The following is a 25,444-nucleotide window of genomic DNA, read 5'->3' as shown; positions in this document are numbered from 1 at the left end:
TTCCAATGAGCAACAATAACATCACCTGTGAATGCGGACATGTGAACCCTTATGGAACTGAGATATGCGAAGTATGTGGTAAACCGCTTCAAGGAGATTTAGAATCTAAGAAACTGCTTAATATGAGATACGAGGGAAGTGCACGGAGGTCTCAAACGTACAAAACGACGATCATCGATAAGATCTGGAATTTCTTCTCATCTGTTAAGGTCGGAATCTGGATCATCGTCTTGTTGCTAGTAGCTTCAGCGATAGGCACTATTTTCCCTCAAGAAATGTACATACCACCGCTGTCAGACCCGACAGTTTATTACAAGGAACAATACGGCGTACTTGGTCAATTGTATTATGACCTGGGTTTTCATAACTTATACGGCTCATGGTGGTATATGTTATTAATTGCCGCATTGGGACTTTCGCTCATTGTAGCCAGTCTCGATCGGTTTGTCCCGCTTTATCGCTCATTAAAGAAGCAGCGAGTCATTCGCCATGAAAGTTTCATGAAGCGCCAGAAGTATTTTGGTAAGACGGAAATCAGCCATGATTCGCCTGACTTAAACGGCATTAAACAAGCATTAGAAAATAAAAGGTACAATGTTAAAGAAGAAAATGGTCATTTATTTGCTGAGAAAAATCGCTTCTCCAGATGGGGACCTTACGTAAATCATATCGGACTCATTCTCTTTCTCATCGGCGGAATGCTCCGCTTTTTCCCTGGAATGTATGTCGATGAGGTGCTCTGGTTAAGAGAAGGTGAAACAGAGAAGATCAAAGGGACGGAAGAAGCCTATTATTTAAAAAGTGATGGTTTTATTCTAGAAACTTATGATAATGAAGATGAGAAATTTAAAGATGCGATTGAAGAGTCTGGACAAGCAGTCGTGGCAAAGAACTATCAAACGGATGCTATTTTATACAAGCAGGTTGGTGAAAGAGTAGCTGGGACGGATCCAGAACTTGAGAAAGTGAAAGAACATCCGATTCAAGTTAATAAACCGCTTAAGTTTGAAGGGTATGCCATTTACCAGGTAGATTATAAATTGAATGAACTTCAGAAGATGTCATTTACTATGGACAATAAAGAGTCCGGAGAGTCTATAGGTGACCTTACTATTGATCTTTATAATCCTGAGAAAGAATACAACCTTGAAAACGGCTACAGCGTTGAAGTAATGGACTACTTCCCAGATTTTGAATTTAATGACAAGGGTGAGCCAACAACTAAATCTAAAGTTCCGAATAATCCTGCATTTATACTTAATATGGTTTCTCCAGAACATCCTGACGGAGAAGTAGCTTTTGTTGCGATTAAGCAGAACTTAGAGCCTCTTGGAGAAAATGATTACAAAATGTCGTTTCAAAATGTAGATACAAAAAATGTTTCCGGTTTAGTCGTAAGGAAAGACAATACATTATGGATTTTAGCGATCGGCGGCGCAATCTTCATGATTGGTGTTATTCAAGGGATGTATTGGAACCATCGAAGAATTTGGATTCGAAAAGGGAATGACGAAATGTGGTTATCCTGTCACACGAATAAAAACTGGTATGGTTTGAAACGAGAGCTAGAAAGCATTACAAAAGAGACTGGTCTGGATATGCCACTTGATCAGTCGGAAGAAAAGAAATAGATGTTTAGCACGAAAGGAGGCAAGATAAGATGGCTCAATTAAGCAGTAACTTGCTTTATGTTGCTTTCTTTATCTACTTTGCAGCAAGTATTGTATTCGCTATTTCTTTGTTTGGTAAGAAGTGGAGAAAGTCGGATGAAGTGACCCATTCAAAAAAATGGGGGTTGTGGGGATTTGCTCTTTCCACAGTGGGATTTCTTTTTCAGCTGAGCTATTTTATTACAAGGTGGATTGCTGCAGGGCATGCACCAGTTAGTAACTTGTTTGAATTTACAACATTCTTTGGGATGGCGATGGTATTCGCTTTCTTAATCATTTATCTGATATATAAGAGCAATGTTATCGGAGTATTTGCAATGCCTGTTGCAATTATTGTGATTGCTTATGCAAGTGTATTCCCATCAGATATTCAGCCACTTATTCCAGCTTTACAAAGTAACTGGCTCAAAATTCATGTTACAACAGCTGCTCTTGGGGAGGGGATTCTATCCATTAGCTTTGCAGCAGGACTTGTTTATCTAGTTAAAACAGTCAATCAATCTAAAGCGAGCAAATCAACTTTCTGGCTTGAGTTTGTCATGTACTCTCTCATTAGCACGATTGCATTTGTTGTCCTATCACTTGGATTTGAAGCTGCTGGGTATTCTTCTACTTATCAATTTGTTGATCAAAATGAGCAGCAGATAACAGTGGATTATACATTGCCAGCCATAGCAGGGCCGACAGGCGGCCAATATGTTAGTGGAAATGAATTTGGACCTCTTTTTGAAGCACCCGGATGGATGAAAGGGGAAAAAGCTGCACATAAGTTAAATACGTTAATCTGGTCGATATTTGGTGGTCTGATCTTGTATGGTCTGGTCCGATTAATTTTAAGGAAACGAATTGGAGCTGCCATTCAACCAGCACTTAAAAATGTGAATGAAGAATTGGTAGATGAAATACAGTACCGTGCAGTAGCGATTGGTTTCCCAGTGTTTACATTAGGAGCACTTATTTTCGCCATGATCTGGGCGCAGGCTGCTTGGACACGCTTCTGGGGTTGGGATCCAAAAGAGGTATGGGCTCTTGTTACATTCCTTTTTTATGCTGCATATCTTCACCTTCGTCTTTCAAGAGGATGGCAAGGTGAGAAATCAGCCTGGCTTGCTGTAGTAGGTTTTGTCATCATTATGCTCAACCTTGTTGTCGTCAACCTTGTTATTTCTGGACTTCATTCTTATGCATAACTTCGAAAACCTTCACGATTTGTGAAGGTTTTCTTATAAGGTGAGAGGTGAATGCGGTTTCTCATCACTGGTCTGGATTGCTATAGGCATGGTAGAATAGAACACATGAGCTCATGTAGGAGGGAATCTTCTTGGAAAAAGATGCACGAATATTAGTAGTAGATGATGAAGAGCGTATTAGAAAGCTATTGCGCATGTACCTTGAGAGAGAGAATTATGAAATAGAAGAAGCTGAAAATGGAGAACAAGCCCTGGAAATGGCAATTGAGGATGATTTCGATCTTATTTTACTTGATTTAATGCTTCCGGGAATGGATGGTACAGAAGTTTGTCAGCAAATGCGTGAACAAAAAGCCACTCCTGTGATCATGCTTACAGCAAAAGGGGAAGAAGCTAATCGCGTACAGGGGTTTGAAGTAGGGGCTGATGACTATATTACAAAACCATTTAGTCCAAGAGAAGTCGTTCTTCGCGTTAAAGCACTTTTAAGAAGATCATCGACGACGAAATTTTTACAAACCGAAACCACAACTAAAAACGTAATTGTATTTCCGTATTTAACAATCGATCATGACGCTCATAGGGTGTTAGCGGAGGAACAAATTATTAATTTAACACCGAAAGAATATGAGCTATTGTATTATCTTGCAAAAGCTCCAGATAAAGTGTTTTCGAGAGAAGAGCTGTTAAAAGATGTCTGGAATTATGAATTTTTTGGAGATCTCCGAACAGTTGATACGCACGTGAAGAGACTAAGAGAGAAGCTAAATAAAGTATCACCAAATGCTGCTGCAATGATTTCAACAGTATGGGGAGTGGGTTATAAATTCGAGGCAGTTAAAGAATAATGATTTGGAGAAGCGTTGTTGGTAAGCTGTGGCTTACAATCATCTTACTTGTAGCATTTGTGCTATCCATCTTAACAATTCTATTGCTTCAATTTTTTGAAGACTTTCATGTTGAAAAAGAAGCAGAGCAAATGGAGCGACTCGCTAATAAAGTGGCTTCTGTTATTGAACGATATGATGATCGAGAGCAGGCGCTTGACACAGCCTGGGAAATCACAGATTTTTATCCTACTAGGGTTATGATCGTTGAAAATGACAGCCAGGGGGATAGTAGGTATTCGCCCAATGCCCATGGGTTACCAGAGCTGTCATTGGATGTGTTTAAAAAAGACCCCATCTTAAAAGGGGTATTTACTGATCGGGAAACGGTTGTTAAAAAGGGAGATTTCGTTACAGATGAAGCGGCCGCATCGCATAATGAACTTCTAATCGTCGGTGTGCCCATGGAACTTGATGGAGAAGATAACGGAGAGGTATTTCTTTACCAATCCCTTGACGTTATAGCAAAGACAACGAGTCAGGCTAGAAATTTAATTTACATAGCTGCCGGGATTGCCATTGTTTTAACGACAATCTTTGCCTTCTTCTTATCTACTCGTATTACCGCTCCACTTCTGAAAATGAGAGAAGCAGCTACAGAGGTTGCAAAAGGGAAGTTCGATACAAAAGTTCCGATGGTGACCCACGATGAAATTGGCGAACTTTCTGTTGCGTTTAACCGTATGGGGCGCCAACTCAATAACTATGTTACAGCGTTGAATCAAGAGAAGGAACAGCTTTCTAGTATTTTAAGCAGTATGGCGGATGGCGTTATTACCTTTGATAAAACTGGTGCCATATTAAGCACGAATCCCCCTGCTGAACGTTTTTTGAAAGCCTGGTATTACGAGCAGGGAATGGAAGAAAAGCCTGGTAATGAAGTACCTGAGGATATCAATGAATTGTTTAGTCTTGTTGTAACACTTGAGCGGGAACAGTTAACAGAAGTTGAACTACAGGGGCGGAGCTGGGTTGTTGTAATGACGCCACTTTATAACCAATCTGCTATTCGGGGAGCGGTTGCTGTCTTTAGGGATATGACAGAAGAACGTCGTTTGGATAAGCTTAGGAAGGATTTTATCGCGAATGTGTCTCATGAGCTTAGAACCCCAATTGCGATGCTCCAAGGATATAGTGAAGCGATCGTAGATGATATCGCAAGTAGTGACGAGGAAAAGAAAGAGGTCGCTCAAATCATTTACGATGAATCCTTGCGGATGGGAAGGCTAGTGAATGAACTGCTCGATTTAGCTAGAATGGAAGCCGGTCACAACGAATTGCATTATAGCAGTATTCATATGCAAGATTTTGGACAAAGAATAGTAAGGAAATTTTCCGGACTTGCTCGAGATCGACAAGTGGAATTAAATTTCCATGTTTCAAATGATGAAAGAATGTTAAAGATTGATCCTGATAGAATTGAACAGGTATTAACGAATTTAATAGACAACGCTGTGAGACATACACCAGGAGGAGGGGAAGTAAGATTATTAATTACTTCCCTTGAGAAAGGCGTTCAGTTCGATGTGAAAGATACTGGTTCTGGCATTCCTGAAGATGATCTTCCATTCGTGTTTGAGCGTTTCTACAAAGCCGACAAAGCTCGTACAAGAGGAAGGTCAGGTACGGGTCTAGGGCTTGCCATTGCTCGTAACATTGTGGAATCTCACCATGGCCACATTTCCGTTCACAGCAAGAGCGGAGAAGGAACAACGTTTTCTTTCTATATACCTGATAAAGGGAAAGAGTGACAGGCACTCCGTCGATATACTCAAAGAGTTTCCGAATTAACCGGAAGCTCTTTGTTTTGATTTGTGACATTTTATACCGAAGAAAAAGAGTAACGAATAGGTATCCTTGTTTCCCGTTAATGCGTTACAATAACAAGTGGAAGAGTCAAACTAGTTCGATAAAAGGAGCTGAAGCTATGTATACTGACTATCACAATCACTTAGAAAAAGGTACATTAACTCTTGATTATTTATCTCAGTTTGTTGAAGAAGCAAAGCGCAAAAATGTAAGCCATTTTGGGATTTCCGAACATGCTTATCATTTTTATGAAACAGAAAATATTTTAAGCAATCCGTGGGTTAACGAAAGAAGATGGTACAACATGGATGATTACGTTCGTCTTTTTCAGGAAGCGGAAAAACAGGGGATGGACGTTAAGATGTCCATTGAAATGGATTATACCCCAGGTAAACATCAAGAAATGAAAGATTTTATTTCTAGCTATCGATTTGATTATGTCATTGGATCCATTCATTGGGTTGAAGACTTTGGGATTGATCTAGCAGAATATCGTCATCTTTGGGATGAACGTGATATTAATACGGTTTACCGCAAATATTTTGATCAAGTTGTCACACTGGCAGAATCAAATTTGTTTGATATCGTAGGTCATCTCGACCTTGTAAAGATATTTAAATACAAACCTGAAAGCCGTGATTTTCTACTTGAACAATATGACCGAGCGACAAATGCTTTATCTCATTCCAAAACATGCGTGGAAATTAGTACAGCGGGGTTGCGTAAGCCAGTAGGAGAATTGTATCCTGATCCTGAACTTCTTAAAATGTGTTACGAAAAAGATATTCCAATTGTCCTCTCATCAGATGCGCACGTTCCGGGAGACGTTGGTGCAGACTATGATAAGGCAGTTGAGCTTGCTAAATCAGTTGGATATTCTAAATTAATGACGTTCGAAAAAGGAGAGCGGAAGTCGATATCGTTATAAATATAGGTGAGTGAAGATAAGTTGTTGCTCAAATGGGCGCACAAATCAGAGGGATAAAAATGCAACAAAAAAAGAACGGGAGCTAATTGCTCCCGTTCCTTTTTAGATGAATTAAACTCCGCCGATTTGTTCTACTTTTACGATATCTTGCACTTCTTCGAGAGTTTCTTCAATATTTTTTGGTAATGCATTATCAAAAGATAACATCATAATCGCTTCCCCACCTGCTGTCTTTCTTCCAACTTGCATGGTGGCGATGTTAATCTTATGTTCCCCTAGAACCTTTCCTACGTTTCCAATGACACCAGGACGGTCATTGTGCTGAATATAGAGCAGGTGACCTTGAGGATGGAAGTCAATATCAAATCCATTTAACTGAGTAATGCGATCTCCATATTCTTTAATATATGTTCCTTGAAGTGAGAAGGCCTCTTTATCCCCTTTTACTGTTACAGAAATAAGATTTGAGTATCCCTGTGTTTCAGAACTATGTTTCTCACCGTAAGTGATCCCTCTTTCTCTTGCGATAGAAGGGGCGTTTACTTCATTAACGGTAGTGTCCAGTCTTGATTTAAGGAAGGAAGCCATTAAATTCCTTGTCAAGATTGCTGTATCTAATTCAGTTAGCTTTCCGGCATAAGTGACTTCTACGAGATTTACTGCTGATTTCATACATTGTGAGAGTATACTTCCCATCTTACGAGTTAGTTCGTAATATGGTTTGATTTTTTCGTATTCTTCTTTTGAAAAACCAGGGAGGTTGATCGCATTTCGAATTGGTTTCTCTTTCAGGAAGTGTAGTACTTCGTCTGCTACCTGTGCAGCAACATTAAGTTGAGCTTCTTTTGTAGAAGCCCCAAGGTGTGGAGTTGCAATAACTTGATCAAAGCTTAAGAGAGGGTGGTCAGCCTCTGGTGGTTCTGCCACAAACACATCAAGTGCTACGCCGCCAATGTGACCTGATTCGAGGTAAGGAATGAGTGATTCTTCATCAATAATTCCTCCACGAGCACAGTTAATTAAGAAAACACCTTTTTTAGTTTTTGCTAGCGTTTCTTTATTTAAGAGTCCACGTGTTTTATCAGTTAAAGGAGTATGAACAGTGATAATATCTGCCGTTTGAAGCAGCTGATCCAAATCAACGGACTCTACATCGAGTTTTTCCGCTCGATCATTTGTTAGGAATGGATCAAATACGACGACATCCATACCAAACGCTCTAGAGCGTCTAGAAAGCTCTGTACCGATACGTCCCATTCCTACAATACCAAGGGTTTTTCCACTTAACTCTGTTCCGACATACTGTTTTCTCATCCATTGTCCATTTTTCAATGACGATGTTCCCTGAGGTATATTTCGAACGAGTGAAGCCATCATAGCAAAAGTATGTTCTGTTGTTGAGATAGTATTGCCATCAGGTGCATTAACTACAATGACGCCTCGTTTCGTTGCGGCATCAATATCGATGTTATCAACACCGACACCTGCTCTTGCAACAATCTTAAGCGAAGGCATTAGATCGAGCACTTCTGCTGTTACTTTTGTCGCGCTTCTTACAAGCAGGGCTTCATACCGATCCAGACGATCATTGAAGTCATTTAATGATCCAATGTCACATGTTATCGTGCTTTCATTTAAAAGCGGCTGTAAGCCATCTTCTTTAATACCATCAGTTACTAAAACGTAAGCCAACTTCTCCACTCCCTTTGTCTCTCTCTTCTCATTTTTTAGAAAACTTAATAACTTACTTTTTATCATGAAAGCACTAAAGTGTCAATTTCATTAGGAACATTTTTTAGTGAAAAAGATGCGAAAATAAAAAATCCCCGGTATTTAAACCGGGGATTCCATTCTTTATTATTCGAATTTTGTAGCGTCTCCGTCAAATGACTCATCAGCAATCTTAATAGAATCAGTAGGACAGCCTTCAAACGCATCCATCATATCTTCATGAAGTACATCTGGAATTTCAACGATACCTTCGTTGTCATCGAGGGTTACAAATGCGATACCTTCGTCGTCGTAATCATAAATATCAGGTGCAGCGGCGCCGCAGGCACCACAAGCAATACATGTGTCTTTATCTACAATAGTATACTTAGCCATGATTTAACCTCCTATTCAATACTTCTATATGCCTTTCATCGTCATTTTATGCGTAAATGAAAGTATTTAATAACCTTATTGTAAAGGTCGCGCCTTGACTTTTCAATAGTTTAATCCTTTTATTACCGCCTAATTGAATGTTACCCGGTTTTAAAATAAGTAAACAGATGAAAAAATTTGATACAATATAAAGAAGAAGGAATTGGGTGATTGATACATGCAATATTTAGATGGTGTGCTATTATATATTTTTGACCGTTTTAGAGGAGAGCGTTCACTATCAGCCGTTTTCCATCTCCTTACTGGGAAAAAATCTTCACAAACGATTCAGGATGCAAAACTATTTAACGTTTCAAATTTTTTTGGTGTTTTGAATCAAATCAAACGATCTCAACTCGTAGATCATTCCGCTAAGCTTCAAAAAGTTAAATTGATTGAGCCTAACCAACATAATGGTTTTAAGGTCACATTAAAAGGCAAAGAAAAATTGGGCGCTTTCCTGGTAGATAATCCTATTCCCACATACTTAGAAGGATGGAAGTATCATTCTATTAGTGATTTATTCTGGCAGCGGCTTAGTTTATACGTTCAAACGCTATCTTATTCAATCCATGGAAACATGAATTTTTATCCTATAAGCAAAGAAGAGAATATTCAAAACTGGGTCAGGCTTCACTTTCCAAGCGTGAAAGAACAGCGAGCCATTTTAGCAAATGATTTGTACAAAGAAATATCAGCTATTTTACTCCAACTCCCATCACATCATGCGGCATTATTTGTCAATCGGCTAAGTGGTAAAGGAAGGACAGGACTTACTTTTGCTCAAATGAGTACATCGAACAAGATTAGTGTGGAAGAAGCTACAGTACAATTTCAGAATGTAATTCATGCTTTTCTAACGTATATTCAAAATAATCCTCTTAAATTCCCTATATTGGGAACAGTGGCGAAAGGGTATGAGGGCGAGTGGCCGTTGACGTCTTCAACGAGGCAGACGTATACCTTTCTTCAATCGGGAGTGTCACTTGAACAAATAGCTCAAAGGCGTCGATTAAAGAGAAGCACGATCGAGGATCACCTCGTAGAAATTGCAATAAATGTACCTGGCTTCTCAATTGATCCTTTTGTATCTCAAGATGCACAGAGGGAAATACGATTAGCGAGCGAGAAATTAAACAGTCAGCGTTTAAAAACAATCAAACAGTATTTAGATGATAATTATTCATACTTTGAAATCCGATTAACACTTTGTAAGGAAGGGATTTAATGGCTTTAACAGACTTGTTATACAAGCATTTTGGATACCGCGAATTTCGTCAAGGACAGCAGGAAATCATCTTGGATGTGCTAGAAGGAAAAGACGTTTTTGCAATGCTTCCTACAGGTGCAGGTAAATCGCTATGTTATCAACTTCCAGCATATGCAGGCCTGGCACATATTCTTATTGTTTCGCCTCTCATATCGTTAATGGAAGATCAAGTACAGCAATTAAAAGCACAAGGAGAAAAGCGAGTCGTTGCGTTAAATGGTTTTCTTCCCTTTGAGAAACGAATCTCGATTCTAAAAAACTTATCGCGTTACACCTTTATTTACGTATCACCAGAAATTCTTCAAAATAAGTTTGTGCAAGATGCTTTAACTCAATTGGATTTAGGGTTAATGGTCGTGGATGAAGCACATTGTATTTCTCAATGGGGCCATGATTTTCGAACAGACTATTTAAAACTTGGTGTGATTAGAGACAAGCTTGGTAAACCTCCGGTTCTTGCGTTAACAGCTACAGCTACAGATGAAGTGCGGAATGATGTTATGGATCAATTGCACATGAAGATACCCGCTATTCATATACACAGCGTCGATCGACCTAACATTGCTATTAAGCTAGATAAATTGCCTTCACTTGAAACGAAAATCCAAGCGTTAAAGCGGTATGCTAATGAGTTAGAAGGGCCTGGAATCATCTATTTCTCAAGCAGGAACTGGGCAGATAGAATTGCAAAAGAATTAAATGATGACGTGAAAACCGTAGCATCTTATCACGCAGGAATGGAGCAGGAAGATCGGTTATTAATACAGCAGCAGTTTCTAAATGATGAGCTATCCATTGTTTGCTCGACAAATGCTTTTGGAATGGGCATTAACAAGAGCAACATTCGATTTGTGATTCATTTTCATCCCCCAGCTACAATCGAAAGCTATTTGCAAGAAATTGGTCGAGCGGGAAGGGATCAAAATCAAGCGATAGCTATTCACTTGTATACAGAAGAAGATGAATTTCTACCCCTTTCATTTATTGATGGAGAACTGCCTAAAGAGGTGCAAATTAAAGAAGTTATGAGAGACTTATCTAGCCGATCAGGTGAAACATATTCAAGTAGCCAAATAGAAAATGAAGGCGCGAAGTTTGGGTTGAATGAAACGGCGTGGCGTTATTTGTTCCACCGTCTAGAAGTTGAAGGAGTGATAGAGGATAAAGTTATTCGCTCTTTTGAGGTCGATTCTACTTTAATGAAAATAATAGATGAAACAGAAATCCGGCGTAAAGAAAAACTTGTTAAGTGGTTTGGATTCAAAAGCTGGTTAGAAGAAGAGCAGTGTCGAAGAAAAGGTTTATTAGCTAGGTTCGGTGAAACGAATCATATTATTAACCCATGTTGTGATTATTGTGGTTTAAACCTTGAAGATTATGCGGCTAGTCATGATCACAGTGATTCCTCACCACAAGAAGAATTTGACTGGGATGCTGAACTGAAACGGATGCTGACAGTGGGCGGGGAGGATACCAGTGAGAAACCGACAGGCTGAAATAGTAAAACAATTAACTGATCGTGAGCTGGTATTAAATGTTTACTTAACACAGGCGATCATGCTTATTCTAGCCTTTGTACTGGGAGCTTTTCTATTTGGGGAGGTATGGTTTCTTCCTAAAATTGTAGAATTTAATTGGAGTGACATAGTCTACCTAGGAGGTGGTGCAGGCTTACTCGTTGTTCTAGCTGATCTTCTTTTGATGAAATCTCTTCCGGATGAGAAATTAGATGATGGAGGGATTAACGAACGGATATTTTCCAAGCTTTCTGTGCATCATATTTTCTTTTTGTCATTTCTTATATCTTTTAGTGAGGAACTGATGTTTCGAGGAGTCATTCAAACACACTTCGGACTAATACTTTCAAGTGTATTATTTGCAATGATACATGTTAGGTATCTTGCTAAGCCAGTATTATTCACATCTGTTGTAGGAATCAGTTTTTTGCTAGGCATTTCATATGAGGTGACAGGTAATGTTCTTGTCACGATGTCAGCTCATTTTTTTATTGATTTTATTATGGGTTGTTTGATAAAAAGGAAAACACGTCTGTGAGTAACTACATCATGAAAGGTGAGTCTTATGAAAAACGATCGTCCGCTACCCTCTAGGAAGGAATTCCATCGGAAAAAGGAAAAACAAAAAAAGCAGTCACGAAGCAAAGGTAGTGAAGAGAATGAACTTCCATCTCTTGCGCTAATCCGAGTGCTCGCGCTGCTATTTATAAGCATGGTTGCCATATTTCTTTTATATTCTTATTTTTCTTAATATGTTTTCCTTATTCAATGCCCCCCTGTATTATCTGGCGTATATGTTGCATAAACTAGTTTCTATAAAAGGGGGGACTAGAGTGGATGCGTTCAAACAATGGAATCTTCCACAGCCACAATCTAAAATGACAAACGTTTTGTTAGAAGAGTTAGTGGAAAGAAAAAATGCTGAAATACAGTTTAATGGAAAATCTCAATTTTATGGGTATGTTCTTTCATGTTTACTTTTAGGTATAGGCGGCCTATTCTGGTACGAGCTAGAAAAGAACTCATCTTTATTTGTAAATGGGTTCTCCCCGTCATTGATGCCATTTTTTATGTTGATGGTTAGTTTGAGTATAGTAGCATATTTTCAATTAAGAAAGATTGCAAAAAAATGCAAAAAGGCCGAGGAAGAATTTGAATCTTTAAGATTGGAGATATTAGACCGAAGTGATGAACTGTTTGAAGGACAATTACAGTGGCAAAATCGTCATGCTGTTTTTAAGTATTTGAAAGATCAACATGGAATTAACCTTTATTACAAGTGAACTTTATCTTTGTTCAGGACAACCGAAAAATAAATATTGTTCAATTTGGAAATGATTTCCGTTAATAGAAAGCGCATCTTCTGCAAACATTTCAATTTTTCCGAAGGCAACAGTATCTTTAAGTTTTGGGCAGAAAACTTCTACGGGCATACCTAAACGACGGTTGAAATCCAAATCTTCATTACGTAACAATGATTTGGTTTTAAGTTTGTTTATCATAGATCCATCATCTCCGTTTTATTGTTTCCGTCCCAATTGGTCTGGTTATGCTTTAATCTTACCTCAAAAAGACTGAATCTTCAAGCAATTAAAAAGCCCAATTTACGGAAGAAATCGCCTCAATATCACATGAATTTCTCAATTAGAAGGATATTATCTTTGAAATGTGGTATTAATTAAGAGTAATGATCTTACAAAGAGGTGATAGCAGTGTATGTACGTAGTGCAATGAAACCAATTAGAGAAACTGTTTATGTGAATCATGACACAAAGTTGGATGAAACCCTGAAATTATTGAAGGAACGTGAAATTGATGGTGTCCCCGTTATCCAGGGAACGAAATATGTTGGTATCGTTACTTTTAATCGCATTTACAAAGCGTTTTTCAAAAGTGATGCAACAGATAAAGAAATGTTTCTTAAGGAAACCAATGCAGGGGATATTGCTTTCCAAAAAAATGTTACGGTTGATCAGGAGGAAGTGTTTGAGAATACGCTCCTTTTAGCAAAAAATGCACCACTTGTAGCCGTGGTTGATCAAAAGGAAGATTTCATTGGAATCATTACTAGATCAGATATACTTGATCAATTCCAAAGTGCTTTTGGTATGAGAAAGCCGGGAATTCGAATTGCCTTTGCATCTTCTGAAACAGAGGGAAGAATTGCAAGACTAGCTAAAATAGCAAAGAGTTTTCATGAAAATATTATTTCCCTCTCTACTTTTGACGAGTCAAACCAAAATGTACGAAGGATTGTAATGAAGATCGAGAAAAAAGAAAATATCGATCAATTTATTGCAAAACTTGAACAGAATGGATTTAAAGTACTCGATATTAAAGAAGTATGAGAGATTAGTACCCATAAAGCCTCCTACTCTTACATACGTTAGAGTGGGGGGTTTTACTATGCCGCTTCTCTTGATAAGGGTTATGACAATATTTTGTTTACTGTATTTAGCTGAAAGTAACTTGAATTTAAAAAGTATGACCTTCACTGATTTAATGTTAAACAGTGCGCGCTATGGTTTTGGGGCGATTTGTTTTTTATTTGGATTTTTAGTCGTGGCAAGAGTAATCAGGGAGCATGTAGAGAGCTTTCTTGCATTCGGAATCAAAAACAAAGCTCACCTTATAACGTTCTGCATTGAAGCTAGTTTGTTAATTGGCGTATACTGGGTATTGTTTCAAAATAATAAGTGGTTATCTCTAGCTTCCCTCGTGATGGCATTTATATATGGTGGTTTGTCTGCTAATATAAGGGCTGCAAGAGAAGTGAAACGCTTTCAGAGGAGCAATGAAACATGAACTATATCATTGGGATCTTTTTGGCAGGTGTACTGTTATTAATTTATATGTGGGTTGAAGCTCATCTAAATCGAGTCCACACGAAGGAACTTTACATTAAACAACTACCAAAAAGCTTTGAATCATTTCGGATTTTTTTCATTTCAGATTTACACAATCGATTGGTTTCTGAGAAAATTTTAGAAAAGGTGAGAGATCAGGTTGATATTGTAATAATAGGTGGAGACGTTATGGAAAAAGGGGTATCTTTTGATAAGGTTGCTAAAAACATGAGGAATCTTAGCGCTCTCGCCCCTTGTTATTTCGTTTGGGGGAATAACGATTATGAAGAAAATCCTGCAAAGCTACAAAAAATTCTAGTTGATCACGGAATCCACATCTTAAAAAACCAGGCAGAAACGGTAATGAAAAATAATGATGGAATAAGTTTATTAGGAATTGATGACCTTTCAACAGAAAACGCTTCACTTCAGGAAGCGCTTAATGGAGCGTCAGAAGACCTTAAGATCCTGGTTAGTCATAACCCGGACATTAAACAAGGTTGGCCAGAAGAGAGTGGGATTCAATTGATTTTATCCGGACATACTCATGGAGGTCAGATTCGACTGTTTGGATGGGGGATAAGAGAAAAAGGTGGAATTAAGAATATTAATGGGACAACCGTAGTAATCAGCAATGGATATGGCACTACAACTTTACCGTTAAGATTGATGGCGCCAGCTGAGTCACATATTTTTATATTAAAAAGGAAATAAATACAAAAAAACAAAGCGACGCTTATACAAAGTTTACACAAACATCATTCACCCTTTATACTAGGTGTGATAATGGCTGTATTAGAGGGGAAGATGACTATGTCTGCAGGTAAGTATAATATTAAAGCGGTCTCGAAAAAATTAGGTATTCAACCCGGGACCTTGAGGGCATGGGAAAGGCGTTATAATATTATTTCTCCAATAAGAAATGAAGCTGGTCATCGTCTTTATTCGGAAGAGCATATGTCAATATTAAAATGGCTGGTCCAAAAAACAACGCAAGGCTTTACAATTAGTCAGGCCGTTGAATTGCTTGAGAATGGAAATGATTCATCAGATACAGATAGTATGGGCACTGATATGGTTCAGGATAGGGCTCAAATCTTAGCTGATGAAATCCTTGAAGCCCTTTTAGCTTTTGATGAGAATAAAGCGCAAGATTTGTTGAACCAGGCTTTCTCTGTCTTCAGTATAGATAAAGTTGTTCATGATATATTGGCTAAACTACTTGTGAGGGTTGGAGACCTATGGGAAAATGACAAAATAACAATAGCGCATGAGCATTTTACTACCGCTTTCCTTCGTTCTAGAATCGGTATGATTTTCCATACGCTTCCTGTCGATGGGTACCTCCCAAAAGTAATGGCTGTTTGCTCAACTGGTGAATACCATGAGCTTGGATTATTAATTTTCACTCTGTATCTTAGACGGAAAGGGTTCGAAGTCATTTACCTCGGATCGAGCATACCAGAAGAGGATATTGAGATCGTCGTAGAAGATACTGACCCCAAAATTCTGTTTCTATCATGCACGTTGATAACGAATTTACCAAGGTGTCTAGGTATGATTGATCGATTGAACCAACGTTTCTCTGAATTAACCATTGGAGTTGGTGGTTCAGCTATTGGACATTTACGTGATGAAAAGAGACAGGCTTACGAACCGTTTTTAGTTGGAAATAATAAAGAAGAATGGGATGCCTGGATCAAAGATAAAATTCAAAAGCTTACTACTTAGTTGAAAGTGGACATGACTTGTCTAAGCTTCCTTTGACAGTGTAAACTAGAAGAATATCGTCAACCAAGAACCATCTTTGTATTATCACATATAGTATGAATAAAGGATTTGCGGGTGACAGACGGTAGGGGGGAATTAGATGCGTCTTGAACGTTTAGCATATGATAAAATAAAAATATTTCTAACTTATGACGATTTAAATGAGCGTGGAATTACGAAAGAAGAGCTCTGGCAGGACGTACCGAAAGTTCATAGGCTTTTTCGTGAGATGATCATGGAAGCTGATGATGAACTTGGATTTAAAGTCGATGGTCCTATCGCTGTAGAAGTATTTTCACTTCCTGCTCAGGGAATGGTAGTCATTGTCACAAAAGGTTCCGGTGAGAGTGAATTTGAAGAGGACTACAACGATGAGTATATTGAAATGCAAGTGACCCTTGATGAAAGCGATGAAGTTTTCTATGAGTTTCGTTCTTTTGAAGATGTGATTGGTCTTTCGAAAAGATTGATCAATGTGGGTATACAAGGAGGAACACTTTATTCCTATCAAAACCATTTTTATCTTAAGTTTGATGAAGAGGAATTTGCAGAGTATGAATTAGATTCTCTAGTCGCTTTACTGGCTGAATTTGGGAATCCTTCCACAATTACAAGCTACCGGGTGATGGAATACGGCAAACAGATTATGAAGACAACTGCAATCGAGCAGTTAAATCATTATTTCAAATAAGGTTCTGGAGGCTATCTGTATCATTCCAATTTGATTCTTAACATTCGAAATGATTCAGTTATTGCTTTCTTGAACACGAAAAAACCTCCCAAAGGAGGTTTTTTTAGGTGAGCAGGGATTTAGATGAAGATTCGGCGTTTTCCCACGCTTTAATGAAATATTCTTTATTGTTGTATTTCATGAAACCCTCTTGATTATATATGGTTGGAAAAGCTCTTTCAACGGAGAGGTGTTGCGTTCGATGCGCAAGAAGAGCTTCTCTTACGGGATTTATATGGTCACTTGAGAATGATTTCATCAATGTAATCGAATCATCAGGGTCAGAAAAAGCAGGATGGCCTGTTTCATCAGCTAATGACTGTGGGAAGGTAGTGTAGTATAATTCCTTCACAATGTTTGTTTCTTGTACTGCCTGGAGCGTTGCAGCTTGAATCGCTTTGTGGTCAGGATGCCCTGATAATCCATGGGGTGGAAAGGTGATGACAACGTCAGGTTTAACTTCTTTGATTCGGTTGATTACATCATTTTTAAGCACATTTGGAGGCAAAGAATTTAACTTCCCGTCCTGATATTCACCGATATATAATTCATCGATGCCAAGTAGCTTAGAAGCTTTTTCAAGTTCTTTCCGTCGAACGGATGCGAGTTCTTCGGGGCGACAAATAGCTGGTTCGCCGCATTTACCAGCGTCACCAGGTGTTGCACTATATAAAACGGTTTTAATATCTTTTTTGTTCGCTAACTCTAATAATGTTCCTCCGCAAGTAAAGCTCTCATCATCAGGGTGAGCGAAGACAAACATAAATGTTTGAGACATAAGGGCATTTCCTTTCATAAATAAGATTACTGCCAGTATACAAAAAGTAAAAGACTTTTTTCCAATAATATTATTTATCGATGGTCATTAGGGATAACATAGTGTTCGAAAAACATGGTATGATGAGAGAAGTTTTGATTAGTTCCACTCGATTAACTATCGAATATAATGACATACATAAATGTAGCCCAGGAGGTATAAAGAATGAAAGTTGGAGTACTTTATGGAGGAACCTCTGCAGAAAGAGAAGTTTCTTTATCTAGCGGAAAAGGAATTATGAGAGCTCTAAAAAATAACGGTCATGAAGTAGTTGGAATTGACTTCCATCCAGATCGCTTAGCTGAAGTAATGGAACTTGATGTAGACATTGTTTTTATTGGTCTTCATGGTAAGTATGGGGAAGATGGTAGAATTCAAGGTTTACTCGATATGCTACAAATTCCTTATGTAGGATCCGGAGTACTTGGATCTGCCGTTGCGATGGACAAAGCAAAAAGTAAGAAAGTACTAAGAGATTCAGGCATTCGCCTTGCTCAAGATTTCGTTCTTCATAAATCGCATGACCACCGTTCTTTGGAATTACCTTTTGGATATCCAGTTGTTGTAAAACCAAACAGTGAGGGCTCAACGATAGGCTTAACAATTGCTAAGAACGAAGCAGAGCTTCAGCAGGGGATTGAAGAGGCATTTCGATTTGATGATACTGTAATCCTTGAGGAATTTATTTCTGGCACAGAAGTGACTGTTGCCGTAATGGGAGCTAAAGGTGATGTTAAGCCACTTCCAGTCGTAGAGATTGTTCCGAAAAATGAATACTATGATTATGAATCGAAGTATTCTGAAGGGGGAAGCGAGCATATTGTCCCTGCACGTATATCGTCTGATTATACGACACTTATCCAAGAGCAGTCGATAGTGGCACATGAACTGCTTGGTTGTGAGACGTATTCTCGAGTAGACTATATTGTGCCGAATGATGGATCGAATCCTGTTTTTCTCGAAGTAAATACATTGCCAGGTATGACACCGACAAGCTTGTTTCCTGACGCGGCTAAAGAGATTGGATATTCCTATGAACAGATGATTGAAAACCTTATTCAATTAGGATTAAAAAAATAGTAAAAGGAGAGACCTCACAAATTGTGAGGTCTTCTTTTTAATTGACATGACTACGCCCTTACTTGGTAAGCGTTTTCATTACTATGGAACAATTTGCATAAATGTAGCATGAATGCCTTCTCATAGCTTACCTAAACGTGTATACTATGTTTTGAAAGCAGAGCAATGGAACATTCTATAAACAACATATGAACTTTAACAATTAAAATCGAATAGGCTATGCTTCATTTAGCCTAAAAAGTACAAAAACAGCAGAGTAAGTGCACAGTAATGGGAGGTAAAGCAATGGTCGACAAAAACGAAACAGATAATGGACAAGGAAATAAGAAGAAACGGAACGTATTAGAGTCGACGCAATCAGTCATTCACGAAGCGCTGGACAAATTAGGCTATCCGAGCGAAGTTTATGAACTATTAAAGGAACCAATGAGATTAATGACAGTTCGGATTCCAATTCGAATGGATGATGGTTCTATAAAAATATTCACTGGGTATCGTGCGCAGCACAATGATTCTGTTGGACCCACTAAAGGTGGGGTTCGCTTCCATCCAGATGTGACAGAAACAGAAGTTAAAGCGCTATCTGTTTGGATGAGCCTTAAAGCAGGGATTGTAGATCTTCCTTATGGAGGAGGTAAAGGTGGAATTATTTGTGATCCGCGTGAGATGTCTTTTAGAGAACTAGAACGATTGAGTCGAGGGTATGTAAGAGCAATTAGTCAAATTGTAGGTCCAACAAAAGATATACCTGCACCAGATGTATTTACTAACTCTCAAATTATGGCCTGGATGATGGATGAGTATAGTCGAATTAGAGAATTTGATTCTCCTGGATTTATTACTGGTAAACCTCTCGTATTAGGTGGTTCTCATGGTCGTGAATCCGCCACCGCGAAAGGCGTTACCATTTGTATTCGCGAAGCTGCTAAGAAAAAGGATATCAAAATAGAAGGTGCACGTGTCGTTATTCAAGGTTTTGGAAATGCGGGTAGTTTTCTAGCGAAATTCATGCACGATGCGGGTGCTAAGATTGTAGGAATATCAGATGCATATGGAGCTCTTCATGATCCTGAAGGTCTTGACATTGACTACTTATTAGACCGACGTGATAGTTTTGGAACAGTTACAAAGCTCTTTAAAGAAACAATTAGCAACAAGGAGCTTCTTGAACTTGACTGTGATATTCTTGTTCCAGCTGCTATTGAGAATCAAATTACGGAAGACAACGCACATCAAATTAAAGCAAGTATTGTTGTGGAAGCAGCGAACGGTCCTACAACGATTGAAGCTACAAAAATTTTAACGGATCGTGGTATTTTACTCGTACCAGATGTTCTTGCAAGTTCTGGTGGTGTAACGGTATCTTATTTTGAGTGGGTACAAAACAACCAGGGTTACTACTGGACAGAAGAAGAGGTAGAAGCGAAGCTTGAAAAAGTAATGGTAAACGCTTTTAATTCAATTTACCGAACTTCTGAAACGCGTCGCGTTGATATGAGACTATCAGCATATATGGTCGGCGTGCGTAAAATGGCTGAAGCCTCTAGATTTAGAGGATGGATATAAATAGTTGCCAATCCGATGAAAATTCCCTATCATTCAGGTAGGGAATTTTTCTATTGCAAAGAGTAGAATACTAAAAAGAAATGTTCCATTTCTTATGGATAGGTTCGGGAGTGAGTGAGATGAGAGAAGAACAAGTGGTTGTCATTGGCGCAGGTCCTTGTGGAATGTCTGCGGCAATTGAATTAATGAATGAGGGATACGATCCTCTAATTATCGAAAAAGGAAATATCGTGAATGCTATTTATCATTATCCAACGCATCAAACATTTTTTAGTTCAAGTGAAAAGCTTGAAATTGGTGAAGTACCTTTCATAATTGAAGAGCGGAAGCCAAAACGAAATCAGGCCCTTGCTTATTATCGGGACGTTGCTAAAAGAAAAGATCTTCGTATTCATTCCTTTGAAAAAGCAAATTTGATAACAAAGGAGAATGGTGCATTTATTATTGAAACGGAGAAAGTGCACGAATCCAAAAAAATAACATACCGCGCACAGCATTTAATCATTGCAACAGGATATTATGATAGTCCTAACTTTATGGGTGTTAAAGGAGAAGACCTCGATAAGGTTTTGCACTACTTTAAAGAGCCGCACCCTTATTTTGACCAGGATATTGTAGTGATAGGCGGTAAAAACTCAGCAGTTGACGCAGCATTAGAGCTTGAAAAAGCTGGGGCAAGGGTTACGATTCTTTATAGAGGAGCGGAATATTCAAAAAGTGTAAAACCATGGATTTTACCGGAATTTGAAGCTCTCGTTAGAAATAAGAAAGTGACAATGGAGTTTAATGCTTCATTAGTGGAAGTGAAAGAAAAAGAAGTCGTATATGAAGTGAAGGGTGAACAGAAGAGCATACCGAATGATTTTGTATTCGCAATGACCGGTTATCATCCTGATCATTCATTTTTGACAAAAATCGGTATAGAAATCGATCAACAAAGCGGGCGACCTGCTTTTGATCAAGATACGATGGAGACAAATGTAGAGAATTGTTATATTGCTGGCGTGATTGCCGCTGGAAATAACGCCAATGAGATCTTTATTGAGAATGGCAGGCTACACGGTGCATTAATAGCTCAGTCAATTATAGGAAAAGCACAAAAACCTACCAATTAAGGTAGGTTTTTGTGCTTTTAACAATCAAGGAAGGTCTCTGTTTCATCATCGTAAAAAGAAATTGTGTAATTCCTTGGGGTCTTCTGTTGCTTCGAGTGCAACGAGTAATTTCAAACGCGCTTTTTGTCCATTTAATCCGTTAGAGAAAATTACTCCATGTTCTTTTAAATGCTTGCCACCGCCTTTATAACCATAAACATCTTGTACAATGCCATTAAAACACCTAGAAACCATGACGATGGCGATTCCTTTTTCTCTTAGATGTTTGATTCCCTCCATCATATCCGGTGGTAAATTCCCCTGTCCAAGCGCTTCTATTACGATGCCATTAATGCCAATTTCTCCAGCAGCAAATAGTAGCTGTGAATCCATCCCTGCATAAGCCTTTAGAAGCATGACATTTTTCGTTAGTCCAGAAATATGATAGCGGTCTCTCATCGTTAAAGTATGGTGAAAGAAGACACGTTGTTTTGTTACGATCCCGATAGGGCCATATTGAGGACTTTGAAAAGTTGAAACATTACTCGTATGCGTTTTTGTCACATTTTTTGCCGTATGTATTTCATCGTTCAACACAACAAGCACGCCTTTTCCTTTTGCTTCATGGCAAGAAGCTACTTTTATGGATGAGAGAAGATTATAAGGTCCATCAGAGCCAAGCTCATTGCTTGAGCGCATCGCACCTGTTACGACGACAGGCAGATCTGTTTGCAGAACAAGATCTAGAAGGTAAGCCGTCTCTTCTAGTGTGTCGGTTCCATGCGTTATGACCACTCCGCTGATGTGTTCTTGTTTGATTCTAGTTTCAATCCTTTCCGCAATTGTAAACATGACCTCAGGTGTCATATGGGGGGAGGGAATGTTAATGTAATCATCAATAATAACGTCATTTCCAATTAGTAATTCGCTCAGTGTTGCATTTAGAGGATTTTCTTTACCTGGGCTAACAGCACCAGAGTTCTTATTTTCCTCCATAGCGATAGTTCCTCCGGTATGAATGATCAATAGCTTGCTCATTGCGTCACCTCATTGTTTTCCTAATAATTGTTTCCTTACATAAAGTAACATGATACGATTATAAAAGTATAGGTATGACTGATCCTGCTTAAAAATGAGGTTCAGGATAGAAATGGGGAAAGCCTATGTTAGCAGCAATAACTGCTGGAATAGCACCAGGCATTGCGCTTCTTTGTTTTTTTTATTTGAAACAACATCAGTATGAATCTGAGCCAATAGGCCCGGTTGTACGAAGTTTTGTGTTTGGTGCTATGCTAGTATTTCCAGTAATGGTGATTCAGCATGGTTTTGAGGTCGAAAACTTCTTGCAATCACCATTCAGTCAAGCGTACTTGATGTCTGGACTGCTTGAAGAATTTCTAAAATGGTTTATTTTCTATTTTACTGTATACATCCATATAGAGTTTCATGAGTTTTATGATGGGATTGTTTATGGTGTTGCTATCTCACTAGGATTTGCATCTGTTGAAAATGTCTTTTATCTTTTTGCATATGGCATTCAAGAAGCATGGTGGAGAGCGCTTCTTCCTGTTTCAAGCCACGCTTTATTTGGCTTAATTATGGGTTCTTATCTTGGAAGGGGAAAATTCTCATTGCAAAATAAGATTGGAAAGTGGATTTCTCTATCTCTTTTCGTTCCATTTTTGTTTCACGGAACATATAATTATTTAGTTCTTCAGGTGAACAGCAATACCATCTATTTAATGATTCCATTTGTGCTTGTTCTATGGTTTATAGGTGTAAGGAAAATCAAGGCTGCAAACCTTAATCAAGCAGAATTAATGGAAACGAAAGAAAACATGCCAATATGATAACAGTTTGAAAGATGCCGAAAAGGCATCTTTTTTGTTTTGTATAAAATACCTTCTGATACAAAAACTACACCTATGAAAACAGAATGATCAGGGAGGTCCACATCATGAGAAAGACAGTTCTTATTCTAAAAATCCCTCTAATAATTGGTCTGGTCTGTGCACCGCTTGTCATGGTATTTGATATGGAGAATCGAGCAGATGCATTTTCTAACCAAATCATCCAGAAGGGTGCAACAGGCAATGATGTCATTGAACTTCAAGCACGCTTAAAGCATATAGGGTTCTATACAGGCTCAATTGACGGCGTATTTGGATGGGGGACTTATTGGGCGGTTAGAAACTTTCAGTATGAATTTGGAATGGATGTTGATGGACTAGTTGGTCCTGAAATGAAAGCAAAGTTAAACAAGTCTACGAAGTATGATCCTTCCATTCAACAGCAGGTGAATAGTGGCAAAAGTCCTAATGTTTCACAATCAAATCAAAATAATCAAACGAATAAGCCAAAAGACTCAACTACTCAGGCGAAAAACGTGCCGTCCGGTTATTCCCAGAACGACATTAAGCTGCTTGCAAACGCAGTCTATGGTGAGTCAAGGGGGGAACCTTACGAAGGTCAGGTTGCGGTAGCCGCGGTCATACTAAACCGTGTTCAAAGTGCTTCATTTCCAAACACAGTTTCAGGAGTGATTTTTGAACCGAGAGCTTTTACGGCCGTCTCAGATGGACAAATATGGCTTACTCCAAATGAAAGAGCGAAAGAAGCTGTGATTGATGCAATAAACGGATGGGACCCAACTGGGGAAGCATTGTATTATTTCAATCCAAACACGGCAACTTCTGGATGGATTTGGACAAGGCCGCAAATCAAACAAATTGGTAAGCATATATTCTGTGAATAGTGGAGGTGGTTAAAATGATTCGTTCGATTTTAATTGGTGCGCTCGCAGTAGGCGTTGCTGGAACTAGCTACTGGGGGTACAAGGAACATCAAGAAAAAAATGCCGTGTTAATTAATGCGGAAAACACGTATCAGCGTGCTTTCCATGACTTAAACTTTCATATGGATGCACTAGAGGAGAAGATAGGGTCGACATTGGCGATGAACTCCCGTGGCAGTCTATCACCTGCCCTTGCAGAGGTATGGCGTTTAACGTCTGAAGCTCAAAATGATGTTGGACAACTCCCGCTAACGCTAATGCCTTTTAATAAAACGGAAGAATTTTTAACAAACATAGGTTCATTTAGTTATCGTGTAGCTGTACGTGATCTTGATGAAAACCCTCTGTCAGATGAAGAATATAAAACATTGAAGGAATTGCATAGTCATTCTACAGATATTAAAAATGAACTGAGAAAAGTGCAGGCGATGGTCATTGATCATAACTTACGTTGGATGGATGTGGAGCTTGCTCTAGCTTCAGAAACACAGGCTGAAGATAACACGATTATTGATGGATTTAAAACAGTTGATAAACAAGTGGAAGGGTATAGTGAAGTAAACTGGGGACCTGAGATTACTCAATTAAATGAAAAGAAAGAAAACCTGGACAAAAATATAGTCGGGAAAAAACTGACTGAAAAAGAAGCAAAGGAACATGTAATTGACTTTCTGGATCTTGATCCTAAAGCAAGCATTGATATAACGACTACTGGGGAGAAGTCAAAATACAAAGCCTATAGTTTATCAATTGAAGAGCCAGATTCGAAATCTAGTATCAATCTAGATGTTACAAAAAAAGGGGCAAAACCAATCTGGATTTTGATGGATAGAAAAATAGGAGATCAGAAGCTTAGTCTAAATGAAGCCGCTGATCGAGCAAGAGCATTTCTAAAAGAGCATGATATAACAAATATGAGCATTTCAGAAAGTAGTCAATATGATCGAGTAGGTGTATTTACTTTTGTATACAATCAGGAAGACGTTTTAATTTATCCAGATGCTGTTCATATTAAAGTTGCGCTTGATAATGGTGATATTTCCGGCTATGAATCCTTAGAGTATTTAACAAATCACCATGAAAGAACTTTGGACTCCCCAACTATTTCCAGGGATCAAGCGTTAGAACAAGTGAATCCAAATGTTCAAATAATGGAAGAAGGATTAGGTGTCATTCAAAACGATCTTGGAGAAGAAGTATTATGCTATGAGTTTATGGGTACGATTGATAATGAAACGTATCGCATTTTTATTAACGCATCTAACGAAAGAGAAGAAAGAGTTGAAAAAATGGACGGTACCGAAATGAATTACGATACCCTATGAGAGGAG

General features: G+C 38.6%; 26 protein-coding genes. 21 read left to right on the top strand and 5 right to left on the bottom strand.

Annotation, left to right across the window (positions count from 1 at the left end; genetic code table 11):
- Positions 1-5: 5 nt before the first annotated feature.
- The 5 genes from resB (at position 6) to AC0VYO_RS13285 (ending at position 6,484) form a co-directional block, all read left to right on the top strand.
- Entirely contained in the window at positions 6-1,631 is a 1,626-nt protein-coding gene (gene resB / locus AC0VYO_RS13305; protein ID WP_430246153.1) for a cytochrome c biogenesis protein ResB, read from the top strand.
- A gap of 29 nt (positions 1,632-1,660) precedes the next feature.
- Entirely contained in the window at positions 1,661-2,860 is a 1,200-nt protein-coding gene (ccsB, locus tag AC0VYO_RS13300; RefSeq protein ID WP_475367684.1) for a c-type cytochrome biogenesis protein CcsB, read from the top strand.
- A 131-nt stretch (positions 2,861-2,991) separates the two neighbouring features.
- Complete coding sequence (locus AC0VYO_RS13295; RefSeq protein WP_194221968.1) at positions 2,992-3,708, top strand: response regulator transcription factor; 717 nt, start codon at positions 2,992-2,994, stop codon at positions 3,706-3,708.
- Complete coding sequence (locus AC0VYO_RS13290; protein WP_430246158.1) at positions 3,708-5,498, top strand: ATP-binding protein; 1,791 nt, start codon at positions 3,708-3,710, stop codon at positions 5,496-5,498. Before AC0VYO_RS13295 ends, AC0VYO_RS13290 begins: the two co-directional genes overlap by 1 nt.
- Before the next feature lie 176 nt (positions 5,499-5,674).
- A complete protein-coding gene (locus AC0VYO_RS13285) occupies positions 5,675-6,484 on the top strand; it encodes a histidinol-phosphatase (protein ID WP_194222325.1) in 810 nt (269 codons plus the stop codon).
- A gap of 111 nt (positions 6,485-6,595) precedes the next feature.
- Here the strand turns inward: AC0VYO_RS13285 and serA are convergent, their stop codons facing one another.
- Both serA and AC0VYO_RS13275 read right to left on the bottom strand, forming a co-directional pair.
- Positions 6,596-8,176, bottom strand: a complete 1,581-nt coding sequence (gene serA / locus AC0VYO_RS13280) for a phosphoglycerate dehydrogenase (RefSeq protein ID WP_475367683.1) — start codon at positions 8,174-8,176, stop codon at positions 6,596-6,598.
- A 165-nt stretch (positions 8,177-8,341) separates the two neighbouring features.
- Positions 8,342-8,590, bottom strand: a complete 249-nt coding sequence (locus AC0VYO_RS13275; protein WP_194221965.1) for a ferredoxin — start codon at positions 8,588-8,590, stop codon at positions 8,342-8,344.
- Between the two features lie 217 nt (positions 8,591-8,807).
- Here AC0VYO_RS13275 and AC0VYO_RS13270 point away from each other — a divergent pair, with 217 nt between their 5' ends.
- The 5 genes from AC0VYO_RS13270 to AC0VYO_RS13250 all read left to right on the top strand — a co-directional run bounded on the left by AC0VYO_RS13270 (position 8,808) and on the right by AC0VYO_RS13250 (position 12,699).
- Positions 8,808-9,857: a YpbB family protein gene (locus AC0VYO_RS13270; protein WP_475367682.1), complete on the top strand. Its 1,050-nt coding sequence runs from the start codon at positions 8,808-8,810 to the stop codon at positions 9,855-9,857.
- On the top strand, positions 9,857-11,395 hold the full coding sequence (locus AC0VYO_RS13265) for a RecQ family ATP-dependent DNA helicase (protein WP_475367681.1): 1,539 nt from the start codon (positions 9,857-9,859) through the stop codon (positions 11,393-11,395). Before AC0VYO_RS13270 ends, AC0VYO_RS13265 begins: the two co-directional genes overlap by 1 nt.
- Positions 11,376-11,954, top strand: coding sequence for a CPBP family intramembrane glutamic endopeptidase (locus tag AC0VYO_RS13260; protein WP_475367680.1), 579 nt, complete (start codon positions 11,376-11,378; stop codon positions 11,952-11,954). The genes AC0VYO_RS13265 and AC0VYO_RS13260 overlap by 20 nt, the downstream gene beginning before the upstream one ends.
- Before the next feature lie 27 nt (positions 11,955-11,981).
- Positions 11,982-12,167, top strand: coding sequence for a hypothetical protein (locus AC0VYO_RS13255; protein WP_475365388.1), 186 nt, complete (start codon positions 11,982-11,984; stop codon positions 12,165-12,167).
- Positions 12,168-12,249: 82 nt separating this feature from the next.
- Positions 12,250-12,699 carry a DUF2663 family protein gene (locus AC0VYO_RS13250; protein ID WP_194221961.1) on the top strand — a complete coding sequence of 150 codons (450 nt, stop codon included), beginning with the start codon at positions 12,250-12,252 and terminating at the stop codon, positions 12,697-12,699.
- A 3-nt stretch (positions 12,700-12,702) separates the two neighbouring features.
- Here the strand turns inward: AC0VYO_RS13250 and AC0VYO_RS13245 are convergent, their stop codons facing one another.
- A complete protein-coding gene (locus AC0VYO_RS13245) occupies positions 12,703-12,918 on the bottom strand; it encodes a hypothetical protein (protein WP_226613832.1) in 216 nt (71 codons plus the stop codon).
- Between the two features lie 210 nt (positions 12,919-13,128).
- Between AC0VYO_RS13245 and AC0VYO_RS13240 the strand changes: the two genes are divergently transcribed.
- The 5 genes from AC0VYO_RS13240 (at position 13,129) to AC0VYO_RS13220 (ending at position 16,723) form a co-directional block, all read left to right on the top strand.
- Entirely contained in the window at positions 13,129-13,764 is a 636-nt protein-coding gene (locus AC0VYO_RS13240) for a CBS domain-containing protein (protein WP_430246170.1), read from the top strand.
- Positions 13,765-13,846: 82 nt separating this feature from the next.
- A complete protein-coding gene (locus AC0VYO_RS13235) occupies positions 13,847-14,221 on the top strand; it encodes a hypothetical protein (protein WP_475367679.1) in 375 nt (124 codons plus the stop codon).
- The gene (locus AC0VYO_RS13230) at positions 14,218-14,976 is read left to right on the top strand and encodes a metallophosphoesterase (protein ID WP_430246174.1); all 759 of its coding nucleotides are present in this window, start codon (positions 14,218-14,220) and stop codon (positions 14,974-14,976) included. Before AC0VYO_RS13235 ends, AC0VYO_RS13230 begins: the two co-directional genes overlap by 4 nt.
- Before the next feature lie 93 nt (positions 14,977-15,069).
- Positions 15,070-15,993, top strand: a complete 924-nt coding sequence (locus AC0VYO_RS13225; protein WP_475369063.1) for a MerR family transcriptional regulator — start codon at positions 15,070-15,072, stop codon at positions 15,991-15,993.
- A gap of 139 nt (positions 15,994-16,132) precedes the next feature.
- A complete protein-coding gene (locus tag AC0VYO_RS13220) occupies positions 16,133-16,723 on the top strand; it encodes a genetic competence negative regulator (RefSeq protein WP_194221956.1) in 591 nt (196 codons plus the stop codon).
- Between the two features lie 103 nt (positions 16,724-16,826).
- Here AC0VYO_RS13220 and AC0VYO_RS13215 read toward each other — a convergent pair whose 3' ends face one another.
- Positions 16,827-17,540 carry a PIG-L deacetylase family protein gene (locus tag AC0VYO_RS13215; RefSeq protein ID WP_194221955.1) on the bottom strand — a complete coding sequence of 238 codons (714 nt, stop codon included), beginning with the start codon at positions 17,538-17,540 and terminating at the stop codon, positions 16,827-16,829.
- 204 nt (positions 17,541-17,744) lie between these two features.
- Here AC0VYO_RS13215 and AC0VYO_RS13210 point away from each other — a divergent pair, with 204 nt between their 5' ends.
- The 3 genes from AC0VYO_RS13210 (at position 17,745) to AC0VYO_RS13200 (ending at position 21,340) form a co-directional block, all read left to right on the top strand.
- Positions 17,745-18,659, top strand: a complete 915-nt coding sequence (locus AC0VYO_RS13210; protein WP_475365386.1) for a D-alanine--D-alanine ligase family protein — start codon at positions 17,745-17,747, stop codon at positions 18,657-18,659.
- A gap of 285 nt (positions 18,660-18,944) precedes the next feature.
- Positions 18,945-20,225 (top strand): Glu/Leu/Phe/Val family dehydrogenase, encoded by a 1,281-nt coding sequence (locus AC0VYO_RS13205; RefSeq protein WP_194221953.1) that lies wholly within the window; start codon positions 18,945-18,947, stop codon positions 20,223-20,225.
- A gap of 119 nt (positions 20,226-20,344) precedes the next feature.
- The gene (locus AC0VYO_RS13200; protein WP_475365385.1) at positions 20,345-21,340 is read left to right on the top strand and encodes a YpdA family putative bacillithiol disulfide reductase; all 996 of its coding nucleotides are present in this window, start codon (positions 20,345-20,347) and stop codon (positions 21,338-21,340) included.
- A gap of 45 nt (positions 21,341-21,385) precedes the next feature.
- Here the strand turns inward: AC0VYO_RS13200 and AC0VYO_RS13195 are convergent, their stop codons facing one another.
- Positions 21,386-22,357, bottom strand: coding sequence for an asparaginase (locus AC0VYO_RS13195; protein WP_226613812.1), 972 nt, complete (start codon positions 22,355-22,357; stop codon positions 21,386-21,388).
- Positions 22,358-22,482: 125 nt separating this feature from the next.
- Between AC0VYO_RS13195 and prsW the strand changes: the two genes are divergently transcribed.
- The 3 genes from prsW to ypeB all read left to right on the top strand — a co-directional run bounded on the left by prsW (position 22,483) and on the right by ypeB (position 25,438).
- Positions 22,483-23,169, top strand: a complete 687-nt coding sequence (prsW, locus tag AC0VYO_RS13190) for a glutamic-type intramembrane protease PrsW (protein WP_475365384.1) — start codon at positions 22,483-22,485, stop codon at positions 23,167-23,169.
- A 173-nt stretch (positions 23,170-23,342) separates the two neighbouring features.
- The gene (sleB, locus tag AC0VYO_RS13185) at positions 23,343-24,074 is read left to right on the top strand and encodes a spore cortex-lytic enzyme (protein ID WP_475367491.1); all 732 of its coding nucleotides are present in this window, start codon (positions 23,343-23,345) and stop codon (positions 24,072-24,074) included.
- A gap of 14 nt (positions 24,075-24,088) precedes the next feature.
- Positions 24,089-25,438, top strand: a complete 1,350-nt coding sequence (gene ypeB, locus AC0VYO_RS13180; RefSeq protein WP_475365383.1) for a germination protein YpeB — start codon at positions 24,089-24,091, stop codon at positions 25,436-25,438.
- Positions 25,439-25,444: the final 6 nt, after the last annotated feature.

Source organism: Anaerobacillus sp. 63XJN7_4_ISO-PGPR-S23-413 (assembly GCF_056173725.1).
The sequence above is the reverse complement of the archived record's forward strand: the minus strand, read 5'-3'. Positions and strand labels throughout refer to the sequence as shown.